12 protein-coding genes are annotated in these 13,443 nt (G+C 66.8%); all 12 read left to right on the top strand.

The features are described 5' to 3' along the window. On the top strand, positions 1 to 342 hold a 342-nt coding region (locus VJ655_RS06615), incomplete at its 5' end, for a FixH family protein (RefSeq protein ID WP_324110270.1). Further along, entirely contained in the window at positions 339 to 2,513 is a 2,175-nt protein-coding gene (locus VJ655_RS06610) for a heavy metal translocating P-type ATPase (RefSeq protein ID WP_324110269.1), read from the top strand. The genes VJ655_RS06615 and VJ655_RS06610, both read left to right, overlap by 4 nt. After that, positions 2,510 to 2,677: a cbb3-type cytochrome oxidase assembly protein CcoS gene (ccoS, locus tag VJ655_RS06605; protein ID WP_324110268.1), complete on the top strand. Its 168-nt coding sequence runs from the start codon at positions 2,510 to 2,512 to the stop codon at positions 2,675 to 2,677. The genes VJ655_RS06610 and ccoS overlap by 4 nt, the downstream gene beginning before the upstream one ends. 57 nt (positions 2,678 to 2,734) lie before the next feature. Beyond that, on the top strand, positions 2,735 to 4,114 hold the full coding sequence (gene hemN / locus VJ655_RS06600) for an oxygen-independent coproporphyrinogen III oxidase (RefSeq protein WP_324110267.1): 1,380 nt from the start codon (positions 2,735 to 2,737) through the stop codon (positions 4,112 to 4,114). Between the two features lie 98 nt (positions 4,115 to 4,212). After that, positions 4,213 to 4,857 (top strand): OmpW family outer membrane protein, encoded by a 645-nt coding sequence (locus VJ655_RS06595; protein ID WP_324110266.1) that lies wholly within the window; start codon positions 4,213 to 4,215, stop codon positions 4,855 to 4,857. A 316-nt stretch (positions 4,858 to 5,173) separates the two neighbouring features. Beyond that, the gene (locus tag VJ655_RS06590) at positions 5,174 to 7,570 is read left to right on the top strand and encodes a TonB-dependent receptor (RefSeq protein ID WP_324110265.1); all 2,397 of its coding nucleotides are present in this window, start codon (positions 5,174 to 5,176) and stop codon (positions 7,568 to 7,570) included. 61 nt (positions 7,571 to 7,631) lie between these two features. Further along, positions 7,632 to 8,936 carry a CynX/NimT family MFS transporter gene (locus VJ655_RS06585; RefSeq protein WP_324110271.1) on the top strand — a complete coding sequence of 435 codons (1,305 nt, stop codon included), beginning with the start codon at positions 7,632 to 7,634 and terminating at the stop codon, positions 8,934 to 8,936. 26 nt (positions 8,937 to 8,962) lie between these two features. Further along, positions 8,963 to 10,027 (top strand): LLM class flavin-dependent oxidoreductase, encoded by a 1,065-nt coding sequence (locus VJ655_RS06580; RefSeq protein WP_324110264.1) that lies wholly within the window; start codon positions 8,963 to 8,965, stop codon positions 10,025 to 10,027. Positions 10,028 to 10,032: 5 nt separating this feature from the next. Further along, entirely contained in the window at positions 10,033 to 10,677 is a 645-nt protein-coding gene (locus VJ655_RS06575) for a cysteine hydrolase (RefSeq protein ID WP_324110263.1), read from the top strand. 1 nt (position 10,678) lies between these two features. Beyond that, complete coding sequence (locus VJ655_RS06570) at positions 10,679 to 12,064, top strand: peptidase M20 (RefSeq protein WP_324110262.1); 1,386 nt, start codon at positions 10,679 to 10,681, stop codon at positions 12,062 to 12,064. Then, on the top strand, positions 12,064 to 12,558 hold the full coding sequence (locus tag VJ655_RS06565) for a flavin reductase family protein (protein ID WP_324110261.1): 495 nt from the start codon (positions 12,064 to 12,066) through the stop codon (positions 12,556 to 12,558). The genes VJ655_RS06570 and VJ655_RS06565 overlap by 1 nt, the downstream gene beginning before the upstream one ends. A gap of 11 nt (positions 12,559 to 12,569) precedes the next feature. After that, positions 12,570 to 13,382 (top strand): TauD/TfdA dioxygenase family protein, encoded by an 813-nt coding sequence (locus VJ655_RS06560; protein ID WP_324110260.1) that lies wholly within the window; start codon positions 12,570 to 12,572, stop codon positions 13,380 to 13,382. The last annotated feature ends 61 nt before the right edge of the window (positions 13,383 to 13,443 follow it).

The following is a 13,443-nucleotide window of genomic DNA, read 5'->3' as shown; positions in this document are numbered from 1 at the left end:
AACCCCTATGAAGCGGGCTTGGCCTTCAATCGCACCCTGGCCCAGCGCCAACGGGAGGCGGCGCTGGGTTGGTCGGCCAGCGTGGACACGCCCGGGCGCAAGTCGGTCGTCGTCAAGATCGCCGATCGGGATGGCAAACCGCTGGATGGTCTTTCGCTGACGGGCGTCCTGGAGCGTCCGGCCACCGAAACGGGACGCCAGACCCTGAACTTCCGCTCGCTGGGCGGTGGCCGCTACGAGGCGGCCGCGAAGTTGGAAGGCGCTTGGGACCTGCGGGCCGTCGCGCGCAACGCCAAGGACCTGTTCGAGGTCGAAACCCGCTTGGTGGAGCCGGTTCGATGAGCCAGAGCCTGACCCTCAATCGTGATCTGGAGGCGTTCGTCCGCCGGGACGAGGAGGGGCGGGGGCGTCTGGAGCTGCTGGTCACCGGCGCGCGATGCGCCGGCTGCATCAACAAGATCGAGAAGGCCGTGCGCGAGCTTCCCGGCGTGGACACGGTTCGGCTGAATCTGACCACCGGCAAGCTGGCCGTCCAGCTGGAAGGCCGCCAGGCCAATCCCGAAGCGGTCGTCGAGACCGTCGAGGGACTGGGTTATGGGGCCTGCCTGTTCGACCCCGGCGAAGCCGCCGCGGCCCAGGACAAGGAAGGGCGGGAGCTGGCCCTCGCCCTCGGCGTCGCCGGCTTTGGGGCCGGCAACGTCATGATGTTCACCGTGCCCGCCTGGGCCGGCCTGTTCGGGCAGGAGTTGAACAGCTCCACCCTGACCCTGATGTACTGGATGGCGGCGATCGTCGCCACGCCCTGCGCGCTGTTCGCCGGCCGGCCGTTCTTCCGTTCGGCCTGGGCCTCGCTGAAACGCGGCAAGGCCAACATGGATGTTCCGATTTCGATCGGCGTCATCCTGACCCTGATCGTCAGCTTCTCGGAGACGATCCTGGGCGGCAAGCACGCCTATTTCGACGCGGCGGTGACGCTGCTGTTCCTGCTGCTGATCGGTCGTTATCTGGATCACCGCCTGCGCGCCAACGCCCGCTCGGCCGCGCGCGACCTGCTGGCCCTGCAGACCCCGGTGGCCACGCGCCTCGTCGACGGCGTCGAGCACGGCGTTCCTGTCGCCGAGGTCAAGGTCGGCGATTATCTCATCGTCGCGCCGGGGGACCGCGTGCCGGTCGACGGCACGGTGGTGAACGGCCAATCCGAGCTCGACAACGCCCTGATCACCGGCGAGACCGCCCTGGCGCCGGTCGGCGTGGGCGCGCGTCTCCATGCGGGCGCGCTGAATCTGTCGGGTCGCCTGGTCATGAGCGCCACGGCGCGAAGCGAGGATTCCACCCTGGCCGCGATCGCCCGGCTCATGGAGGCCGGCGCCCAGACGCGCTCGGCCTATGTGCGGCTGGCGGACAAGGCCGCGGCGCTGTACGTGCCGGTCGTGCACAGCGCCGCGGCGCTGACCTTCGTCGGCGGCTGGGCCCTAGGCCTGGGCCCGCGCGAGGCCCTGCTACGCGCCGCCGCGGTCCTGATCGTCACCTGTCCCTGCGCCCTGGGCCTCGCCGTTCCGGCCGTCCAGATCGCCGCCAGCAGCCGACTGTTCCGCAAGGGCGTTCTCCTGAAGTCCGGGGCCGCCCTTGAGCGCCTGGCCGAGGTCGATCACGTGGTGTTCGACAAGACCGGCGTCCTCACCGAGGGCCGGCCGCGCCTGATCGACGCGCCGGCGCATCTGGTGGCGCTGGCCGCGCCGCTGGCGCGCGCCTCGCGCCACCCCCTGGCCAAGTCCATGGCCGCTGAAGCTGGCGTGGGCCCGGTGGCGGAGGACTGCGTCGAAACGCCTGGGCAAGGCGTCGAAGGAATGATCGACGGGCGCCGCGCGCGGCTGGGCCGCGCCGGCTTCGTTGGCGTGACGGGCGGCGACGCGCGCGAGACCGAACTATGGTTCGGCTTCGAGAACGACGTGAAGATTCGTTTCACCTTCGAGGACCAGCCTCGGGCTGACGCGGCACAGACCATCGCCCGGCTGCGTCGCCTGGGTCTGTCCGTCGAGATCCTGTCCGGCGATCTGGCCGGACCCGTCGGTGAAATCGCGCGCGCCGTGGACGTTCCCCAATGGCGGGCCGGCCTGACGCCGTTCGACAAGGCCGCCACCATCGACCAGTTCAAGGCCGAGGGCCGCAAGGTCCTGATGGTCGGCGACGGCCTCAACGACGCGGCGGCCCTGGCCAAGGCTCACGCCTCCATGGCGCCGGGCGCCGCCGTCGACGCCGCCCAGAACGCCGCGGACCTCGTCTTTACGGGCGAGGGCCTGGACGCGGTCGTCGAAGCGATCGAGACGGCTCGCGAGGCTCGTCGTCGGGCGCTTGAAAACTTCGGATTTTCGGCGCTCTACAATGTCATCGCCACCCCCGCGGCGATGGCTGGTCTCATCAATCCCTTCATCGCGGCCCTGGCGATGTCAGGCTCCTCGATGGTCGTGCTGCTGAACGCCGCCCGTCCTCGCGTTTCCTGGAGACGTCGATGAACATCGTCCTTTTCCTCGCGCCCGCCTCGATCGGCCTGGGCGCGATCGGGCTGCTCGCCTTCTTCTGGACCATGCGGTCGGGTCAGTACGACGATCCCAAGGGCGACGCCGCCCGCATTCTCTACGATCACCTCGACGACAAGCCGCCCGCCGACCGGGATTGATCCAAATCACGGCGGAGGCGGCTAGGGCGGACCAGTTTGGCGCGTGAGGAGAGACGCATGACCGCCGCCACCGCCAAGATTTCCGCCGAAGACCGCCACCAGCTGCTGGCGCGCTATGACAGCCGCGCGCCGCGCTATACCAGCTATCCCACGGCGCTGCAGTTCTCCAACGAAGTCGACTCCGAGGTCTATGGCGATTGGCTGGCGGCTCTGGACCCGCGCGAGCCCGTCTCGCTCTACGCCCATATCCCTTTCTGTGATCGCCTGTGCTGGTACTGCGGTTGCAACACCCGGGTGGTGAAGAAGCAGGCGCTGATCAGCGAATATATCGAGCGGCTGGTCGACGAACTCGCCTTGGTCGAGGCCCGTTTGCCCGGCCGCATCAAGGCCGGCGCCGTGCATCTGGGCGGCGGCACGCCGAACATGCTCTCGCGCGATGACCTCGTCCGGCTGTTTGGCGCCCTGCGCCATGTGTTTCCGTTCGCGCCGGGCGTCGAAATCTCCGCCGAGCTCGACCCGGCCGTCCTGACCGAAGAATGGGTCAAGGCCGCGGCCTTCCACGGCCTGACGCGCGCCAGCCTGGGCGTGCAGGATCTGGCCCCTCACGTTCAGGAGGCGGTGAACCGCGTCGAACCGTTCGAGGTGGTCGCCCGCGCCACGCACTGGCTGCGTCAGGCCGGCGTCGCCTCCATCAATCTCGACCTGATGTATGGCCTGCCCAAGCAGACCACCGCCGACGTCGTCGCCACCCTGGACAAGGTCCTGACCCTGCGGCCCGAGCGCATCGCCTTGTTCGGCTACGCCCACGTGCCGTGGGCCCGCTCGCACCAGAAGCTGATCCGCGAAGAGGACCTGGCGGACGCCAACGGTCGCTTCGAGCAGAGCCAGGCCGCCGCCGAGCGCCTGGTGAAGGCGGGCTATGTCGCGATCGGCCTCGACCATTTCGCCCTGCCGAACGACGACCTGGCCTTGGGCGTCGCGACCGGGACATTGCGCCGGAACTTCCAGGGCTACACGACCGACCAGCATCCGACGCTGATCGGCCTGGGCGCTTCGTCGATCGGTCGTCTGCCGGGGGGGTATGTCCAGAACCTGCCCAGCGAAATGGCCTGGCGAAACGCCATCGTCGAGGGGCGGCTGCCCGTTGCGCGCGGCGTCAAGCTGACCGACGACGACCGGCTGCGCGCCGACGTGATCGAACGGCTGATGTGCGATTTCCGCGTGGACTATGTCGCGATCGCCGCACGGCACGGCGTGCCGCCATCTGTGTTCGACGAGGACCTGCCCAAGCTGGCGGAACTGCGCGCCGATGGCCTGGTCGAGGTCGAGGGCGGCATGGTGCGGGTCACCGAGGCGGGCCGGCCCTTCATGCGTCTGGCCGCCCAGGTCTTCGATCACCGCTCAGATACGCGGGAAGGGTTTTCACGCGCGATCTAGTTTTAGGAAACTGATCGAGGTCAAGGCCGAGTGCTTCGAAATCCCGCAAATGAACATCGCGACGAAAATTAGAGAGTCGCCACTTCTGGGGATAGATGATGAAAACGCTTATTCTTTCGGCCGTCGCGGCGACGGCTCTGGTCGGCGGCGTCGCGCATGCTGATGACTTCTCGCCCAACGCCAAGGGCGATTTCATCGTCCACGCGCGCATCACCCAAGTCGCGCCGGACAAGGATGCGGCCATCCTGACCGCCGCCGGCGCCGCCACCGGCCTGAAGGCTCACGTCAAGGACGACGTGAAGCCGACGCTGGGCTTCACCTACTTCCTGACCGACAAGGTCGCCGTGGAAGCTATCCTGGGCACGACGGAACATGACATCCGCGCCCAAGGCGGCGCCACCGACGTCCTGGTCCACAAGACCTGGGTTCTGCCGCCGGTCGTGACCCTGCAGTATCACCCGCTGCCGGCCGCTCGCGTCAGCCCCTATGTCGGCGCTGGCATCAACTACATGCTGTTCTACAGCGGCAAGGACAAGAACGGCTTCACCGTGAAGGTCGACGACGGCTTCGGCTACGCCCTGCAAGCCGGCGTCAACGTCAAGCTCAAGGGCGACTGGTTGCTGAACGCCGACATCAAGAAGGTCTATTTCAGCACCGACGCCAAGATCAACGGCGGCGCTCTGAAGGCCAAGGTCGACCTCGACCCGCTGGTGTCGTCGATCGGCTTCAGCCGCAAGTTCTAGCCACGTCAGCCGTCACGCCGCCGACCGCTGTCGGCGGCGTGATGTCGACCGTTCTCCACAGCGCCCGCCGTTAGCCGGCTGGGCGCTTGGACGCGTTTGAGCCCTCGTGGTTCGCGCTGAAGCAAGTTTCCTGATCACGGGACGGCATTTTTCGGGTCTTGGCGGCCCAACATCCATGCGGGCGCGACATTTTCCGTGAAATGTCAGCTGTGACCCCGCCCCCTTCGACCAAGACGGACCAATGATCCTCTCGAGGCGTCGCCCTTGGGGATAACCGCCGCAGGCGGTGGGCGCGACGGCCTCGCATGAGGACCGCATGTCGAACCATCGACGATTGATGGCGGGGTGTTCCGCCTTCGTCCTACTAGCGCTCACGCAAGCCGCGTGGGCCGACGAGAATACGCCGCCGACCGACACGGTCGACGAGGTCGTGGTCAAGGCGCGCGACAAGGCAGGTCTGCTGGAAAAGCAGCCTAGCAACACTGTCTTCGGCATCGACAAGCCGCTGCTGGAGACGCCGCGCTCGGCCAGCTTCGTCAGTGACGTAACCCTGCAGCGCTATGGCATCGAGACGATCGACGGCCTGACGGCGGTTTCACCGGGGACTTACACCGCCAGCTTCTACGGCGTGCCCGGCGCGCTGAACATCCGCGGCACCCTGGCCGAGAACTACTTCCGCGGCTTCAAGCGCATCGAGAACCGCGGCACCTATTCGACGCCGATCGGCGCGGCCGAGCAGATCCAGGTCGTGCGCGGCCCGCCCACGCCGATCTACGGCTCGGGCAAGGTGGGCGGCATGCTCAACTTCATCCCGAAGTCCGGCCGGAATGAAGGCGGCTACCTGACCGAGCCCACGAGCGAAGTGACGCTGACCTACGGCTCGTACAACAAGAAGAACGCGACCGCCCAGCTGGGCATGCCGGCCAACTTTGGCGACGTCACCGGTGGGGTCTACCTCTATGGCGAGGTCGAGGATTCCCATAGCTACTACAAGGGGATCTATCCGCGCCGGCAGACCGGCGAGATCTCGGCGGACTTCGACCTGGGCAACGGCTGGAGCACGGCCTTTGGCGGCATGCTCTACCACTCGAAGGGCGACGTTCAGACGCCGGGCTGGAACCGCCTGACGCAGAACCTGATCGACAACCAGACTTACATCACTGGCCGTGACACCACGCTGAAGGACACCGACGGCAACGGCCGCCTGACGCCCGGCGAGATCGGCTTCTATCCGTACGGCGTCGCGACCTATCTGGCGTACTACGGCTACCCGTCGACCAACGACCTGCACACGCTGGACGTCGGCGTCGGCACGACCAAGCTCAGCCCGCGTCAGGTCTATATCAGCGGGGCGGACTTCTCGAAGACCCGCACCAACACCTTCTATTACGACCTGGCCAAGGAACTGACGCCCGACAGCGCGATCAAGGCGCAGCTTTTCTACGACGATCAGGAGAACAAGCGCTTTGTCAGCTACGGCTATCCGGCCTGGTTCGACAGTTCGGTCTGGGAAGCGCGGGTCACCTACAACTTCGCCTACGACCTCGGGCTCATCACGTCGAAATCCTTCATTGGCGCTTCCTACCGCAGCTTCGACGGTCGTCGTCGCGAGAGCTACAACAGCGGCCTGATCGCGCTGGATCGCCGCGACATCGCCTACGGCGCGACGGCTACCGACATCATCGGCAGCCCGTTCAACGCGAGCGACGGCGTGAAGTGGGAGAACGACAACCGAAGCAAGTGGCAGCAGAAGGGCGTCTTCTTCACCACCGACGTCATGGTCGGCGAGCGCCTGAACCTGATGCTGGGCGGTCGCTATGACGACTACGACGTCAAGTCGAACGACACGGGTTTCCTCAGCTACACGGTCACGGGCGAGCGCAAGGCGGGCAAGGGGCAGGGGACCTATACGGCCAGCCTGACCTACAAAACGCCGGTCGGCGTCATGCCGTACATCAGCTACGCCAAGGCCTCGGCTCTGGAAATGAGCCAGGCGGGCGACATCTCGCCGGGGCTGGTCGCCAGCGGGGCTTGGCTGTCGGACAGCGACCTGGCTGAGGCCGGCGTCAAGTTCCAACTGCTGAAAGGCACGCTGGTCGGCTCGTTGGCGGGCTACCGGCAGAACCGCACCCAGCTGGTCAACGGTCCGCCGATCAGCATCCAGGGCACGCGCGCCAAGGGCGTGGAGCTGGAAGTCCGCTGGCTGGCCAGCGAGCACCTCAGCTTCACCTTCTCGGGCAACACCCAGCACACGACGGTGAAGGGCCCGGACACCTCGTTCCAGTACATTCCCGCCTATACCGCTGGCGTGGCCGGGGCTCAGGCCTATGGCGGCACCTATGTCGTCTGGGCGTTCAACAGCCTGCCTGGTCGCACCGGCGACTACGACTACACCCTGATCCCGAAGTCGGTGGTCAGCCTCTACGGGGCCTACACCAGCGACGACCACGACTGGGGCAAGGTCGGCGCGACTCTCGGCGTCACTCACGTGACCAAGACCTCGGGCACCGTGCAGAACGCCGTGACCTATCCCGCCTACGCGGTCGCCAGTGGCAGCGTCTATTACGAATTGGGTCCGTACACGGCGACGCTCAACGTCGATAACCTGTTCGACAAGCTCTACTTCACGCCCGACGCCGACAGCTACGCCAACCTTGGCGCGCTGCCCAGCAAGGGCCGCGAGTGGCGCGTGACCCTGTCTCGGAAGTTCTAGTTCCCCGCGCGGCGCGCCCCGCGAGGGACGCGTCGCGAGCTTGCATGGAGGCTCGATGGCGATGTCGACGATCCAATGGCGTTCCTGGACCCTTCTGGGCGCGCTCTCTCTGTTGTTGTTCCTGATCACCGCCTCGACGTTCTCGTCGCTGGGCGTGGTCCTGCCGGCCATGATCAAGGACCAGCACTGGAGCTTCGCTTCGGCGTTCCTGGGCTTCACCTTGCTGGGCGCCTTCTGCGGCGGCTCGTCCTGGCTGCCGGCCTTGCTGATCCGCAAGGTCGGCGTGAGGGCGACGATCATCGTCGGGTCGGCGGTGATGATCGCCGGTTTCGCCTGCCTGGCGCTGGCCCATGGGCTGGCGGTCTATCTGACCGGCACGGCGCTGCTCGGCGTCGGCTATCAGATGATGGCGCTGATCCCCGGCACCCACCTGCTGTCCATGCTGTTCAAGAAGCGCGCCTTGCCGTTCGGAATCTATTTCACGATCGGCTCCCTGGGCGGCGTCGCGGGGCCCTGGATGGCTCTGGCCGGGATGGAGATCGCCGGCGGCGCCTGGCGGCCGTACTGGATCTGGCAGGCGATCGCCTCGGCGGTGGTCGGCGTGCTCGCCGCCGTGCTCGTCGGCGGCAAGGCGTGGCTCGAGCGCGCGGCGGTCGAGACCGACAAGGCCGTGGCCGAAGAGGCCGCCTCCCAGCCCGCCAATGCTCGCGTCTATCGCACCCAGGTCGACTGGACCGTGAAAGAGGCGATCCGCACGCCGCAGTTCTACGTGATCGTTGCCGCCTATTTCGCGCACCTGCTGGGCGGGGTGACCGCCGTCAGTCTGGCGCCCAGCCACTTTGGCGAGATGGGCGTGGCGTCCACCGTCGCGGTGGCGGCCTTAAGTCTGGAGTCGCTGATGCAGGTCGTGGCCCGGATGAGCGGCGGGCTGCTGGGCGACCGCATCGACCCGCGCTGGCTGTTGGCCGGCGCCCAGGGCATGATGGCGGTCGGGCTCCTGGTTCTCGCCAACGCGACGACTTGGCCGATGATGGTCATCTTCGCGCTTGGCGTCGGCGTAGGCTTTGGCATGACCGTGCTCGCCGTCAGCATCCTGCTGCTGAACTACTATGGCCGGAAGAACAATCTGGAGCTCTTCTCGATGGTCTGTCTGGTCGGCGCGGTCTCGGCTCTGGGCCCCTTCATTGGAGGCTTCATGCGTGATCGGCTGGGCGGCTTCGCCCCGACTTTCCAGGCGTTCGCCGCCGTGATCGGCGTGATTTTCGTGGCCGCGTTGTTCATGCGCCCGCCGCGTAAGATCGTTGAAGAGACCACCGTCGCGCCCGTTCCGTCCCCCGCGCCCGTCCTGCTGCGCGACGCCGCCTAGTATTCCAGGGTCCAGGAGAGAAGCTCATGTTCCACCGTCCTTCCCAGCACAAGCACTTCGGGGTTTTCCTGCCGGTCGCCAACGGCGGCTGGATCATCTCCAAGACCACGCCGACCCTGGATGGCCTCTACGCCCAAAACCGCGCGGCCGCGGTCAAGGCCGACGAGGTCGGCATGGATTTCGTGATGTCGATGGGCAAGTTCCGCGGTTTCGGCGGCGAGACCGACCACTGGGGCACGGCCCTGGAGTCGGTGACCATGATGGCCGGCATCGCCGAGGCCACCAAGAACGTGAAGATCTGGGCCACCATCCATCCGCTGCTGCAGAACCCGGCGGTGGCGGCCAAGATGATCGCCACCCTGGACCACATCAGCGGCGGCCGCGCGGGCCTCAACATCGTGGCTGGCGCCTACAAGGGCGAATTCGACCAGATGGGCGCGTGGGACGACGCCCTGAGCCATGACGACCGCTACGCCCTGACCGAGGAATGGACCACGATCGTCAAGCGCCTGTGGTCGGAGGACAGCGTCGACTTCCAAGGCAAGTACTTCACGATGAAGGACTGCCAGTCCAAGCCCAAGCCGCTGTCAAAGCCGCGTCCGGACCTCGTCTGCGCGGGGATGTCCGACCGGGGCTTCCAGTTCTCGGTGCGGGAAGCCGACGTCTGCTTCATTGGCGGCCGCACGCCCGACGAGCGCCGCGACGCCTCGCTGCGCGCCAAGAAGGCGGCCGAGGGCATGGGCAAGAGCATCAAGACCTTCGCCATGTGCACCGTGATCCACGGCGACACCGACGCCGACGCCGAGGCCAAGGTCGAGCATTACAAAAGCGGCGCCGACATGGGGGCGATCCTGGCCATGCTGGAGAGCTGGGGCGTGCCGGCCGAGAAGCTCTCGACCGTGGCTGCGGCCCAGGGCGCGTTCATGACCCACACCGTGGTGGGTTCGCCCAAGACTTGCGGCGACCAGATCGAGGAGTTCCTACGCTACTGCGAGCTGGACGGGCTGATGATGATCTTCCCCGACTACGTCGAGGGGCTGACCATGTTTGGCTCCGAGATCCTGCCGGGGCTGCGGGCGGTGTTCTCGTGAACGCCATGACGACGAGTTCGGGCGTCGTCGAAGGACTGGCCGACTGGATCGCGCCATCGCGAACCGCCGTACTGATCATCGACATCCAGGTCGACTTCGCCGCCCCGGACGGGGCGTTGGCCCCGTACGTCGACATGGCCGCGGTCCAACCGGCGGTCGCCGCCGCCGAGCGCCTGGTCGACGCGGCTCGCACCGCCGGAACGCCCGTGGTCTTCGTGGGCCTGTTCACCACGCCTGAGACCGACTCCACGACGTGGAAGGAACGGATGCGGCGGCGTGGTGGCGACCCGGACAACGAAAGCGCGCTCTGCCGCGCCGGCTGGCCAGGCTCGGCGTTCTATGGTCCGCAACCTCTAGAGGGCGAACGGGTGGTCCGGAAGACGCGCTACAGCGGCTTCGTCGGCACGGATCTAGACGCGCGTCTGAAGGCCTTGGGCGTCGACACCCTGGTGGTGGCGGGACTGACCACCGAGTGCTGCGTCGACAGCACCGTCCGTGACGCCTTCAACCTTGACTACCACGTGTTCGTCGCCGCCGACGCCTGCGCCGCCTACGAGGCCGACATCCACGCCGCCTCGCTGAAGGTGATGGAATTGAACAGCGCGATCCTGACCGACACGGCCAAGATCGCGGCCGCCTGGAGCGCCTGACATGGCTGACGGATTTCCCAATCTGGACGCGGCCGCGCCCTATGCCGTGACCGAAGCGGATCGCGCGGCGATCGCCGCGGCTATCGACGAGAACGAGATCGTCGAGCTGGCCCTGACTCTCGGCAACATCCCGGCGCCCTCCGGCAAGGAGCTGGAGGTGGCCACCTACGTCTACGACTGGATGGCGCGCGAGGGCTTCTCGCCGCGCAAGGTCGGAGCCACGCCCGAGCGGCCGAACATCATCGGCACGCACGGCGGCAAGGGTGTCGGCAAGAACCTGCTGTTCACCGCTCACCTCGACACCGAGGCGCCGACCTGGAACCCCGATCTCGACGCCTACAAGTACAGCCCCGAGACCCTGGCCAATCCCGAGTGGGAGAAGTGCTGGCTGGAGGACGGCAAGCTCTACGGCTACCCGATCGCCAACGACCGCGGGCCGATGAGCTGCTTTCTGATCGCCGCCAAGGCGCTGAAGAAGGCCGGCTACGAGCTGGCCGGCAAGATGTACCTGACCGCCTGTCCCGGCGAGATCGGTCCCGAACCGATCGAGGAGCACCGGGGCGTGGCCTACATGGGCAAGGATATCGGCGCCCATTACCTGTTCCACCATGGCGGCGTCGCGCCCGACTACGCCATCGCGGCCGAGGGCTGCGATTTCGGCCTGACCTGGGTGGGATGCGGCTATGCCGTGTTCCGGTTCCAGGTCTGGGGGGAGGGCGTCTTCACGCCGCTGCTGGAGCATCCGGCGAGTTCGGCCCAGCATCCCAACCCGATCTACAAGCTAGGCCGGTTGACCGACGCCATCCACGCCTGGAGCGGCGCGTACGAGAAGAAGAGCCGCTACGACAGCCCCGGCGGGGTCGCCCAACCCAAGTCGCAGATCGCGTCGGTGCGCGGCGGGATTCCCTATGCGTTCGGCGCGGGGACCGAACTGGTGAACCTCTATCTAGAGGTGGGCCTGAATCCGAAGCAGCGGGTGGCCGACATCCAGCACTCGCTGGAGGCCATGGTCCGCGAAGCGGGCCTCGGCCGCATCGACATCGAGCCGGTCGTGGTGCGTCATGGCTTCGAGGCCGACGCGGCGGAGGTAGCCCCCTTGGTCAGCGCGGTGGACAAGGCGACCCAGCTGGGTCTGGGCCATCCCGTCGCCCTGGCCAATCCGGTCTATTCCAGCATGTGGCGTGACCACAACGTCTTCAACATGCAGCGAATTCCGGCGATCACCACCGGCTTCCGCCGTTGGCGACCGACGCCGAAGGACCTGGTGGACAGCGCCCTGATCTACGCGTTGACCGCCCTGGCCGTCTGTGGGCGCGCGACCGACGGAGAAAGCGCCGGTCGTCCCGCTTCGGCGGTCTATCCCGACAACCCGTTCGGAAACGAATGATGAGCGTGGCGTCTCGATCCCACGCGCCCGAGCTGGCGGATTTCCGCAAGGCCATGGGCAGCTTCGCCGCTGGAGTTACGGTCGTCACCGCCTGTCATGAAGGCCGCCTGGTCGGCACGACGGTCAGCGCCTTCAGCTCGGTCTCGATGGACCCGCCTCTGGTCATGGTGTGCCTCAAGCGCGACAGCCGGACGCTGGCGACGCTGAGCCAGGCCGGAACCTTCTGCGTCAACATCCTGGCGCGGGAGCAGGGCGACCTGGCCTACCGCTTCGCCAAGAGCGGGGCCGACGACCGCTTCGCCCTGACGGCCGTGGAGGCGGGCGTGTGCGGCGCGCCCTTGCTCGCCGGATGTGTCGCCTCGGTCGAGTGCGATCTGCACGCCGCCCACGATGGCGGCGACCACGAGATCCTGCTCGGCCGTGTCCTGCGGGTCGTGACCGACGAAGCCAAGACGCCGCTCGTCTATGTGCGCGGCGGCTTCCTCAATACCTAATGGAGTTTCGCATGGCCTACGACGTGCTCGACGTGAAGCCCATGACCCGCCGGATCGGCGCGGAGATCTTCGGAGTCGACCTGGGCAAGCCCCTGAGCAACCGACAGTTCGAGGAGGTGCATCAGGCGCTGCTGCAGCACCAGGTGATCTTCTTCCGCGACCAGGACATGTCGCATGAGGCGCACAAGGAATTGGGCCGCAAGTTCGGAAGCTTGGCCATACATTCCGGCGTGCCGGGACTGCCCGATCACCCCGAGATCGTGGCCATCCACGCCGACGCCAATTCCAAGTTCGTGGCCGGGGAGAACTGGCACTCCGACCTGACCTGCGATCCCGAACCGCCGCTGGGCAGCATCCTCTACATGAAGGTCCTGCCCGACGATGGCGGGGACACCTGCTTCGCCAGCATGTACTGGGCCTATGAGACGCTGTCCGACAAGATGAAGGCGTATCTGGAAGGCCTTGTCGCCGTCCACGACGCCAATCCGGTCTACAAGGCGATCTTCCCGGACATCGACCGGAAGTACAATTGCTCGACCCACCCGATCGTTCGCACCCACCCGGTCACCGGGCGCAAGAGCCTGTTCGTCAACCCGTCCTACACGACCCACATCGAGGGCGTGTCGAAGGCCGAGAGCGCGGCGATCCTGGGCTATCTCTACCAGCACGCCAGCAATCCTGACTTCCAGGTGCGCTTCCGCTGGCGTCCGGACTCGGTCGCCTTCTGGGACAACCGTTGCACCTGGCATCAGGCGATCTGGGACTATTTTCCCGACACGCGCACCGGCTATCGGGTGACGGTCGCCGGCGACAAGCCGTTCTGAGCAGGGCGCTGTCCGAGCGCCGGGTCCTGTTGCTCGGCGCGGCCGGCGGCATCGGCTCGGC

This window comes from Caulobacter sp. (assembly GCF_035254145.1).
Classification (GTDB): Bacteria; Pseudomonadota; Alphaproteobacteria; order Caulobacterales; family Caulobacteraceae; genus Caulobacter.
The sequence above is the reverse complement of the archived record's forward strand: the minus strand, read 5'-3'. Positions and strand labels throughout refer to the sequence as shown.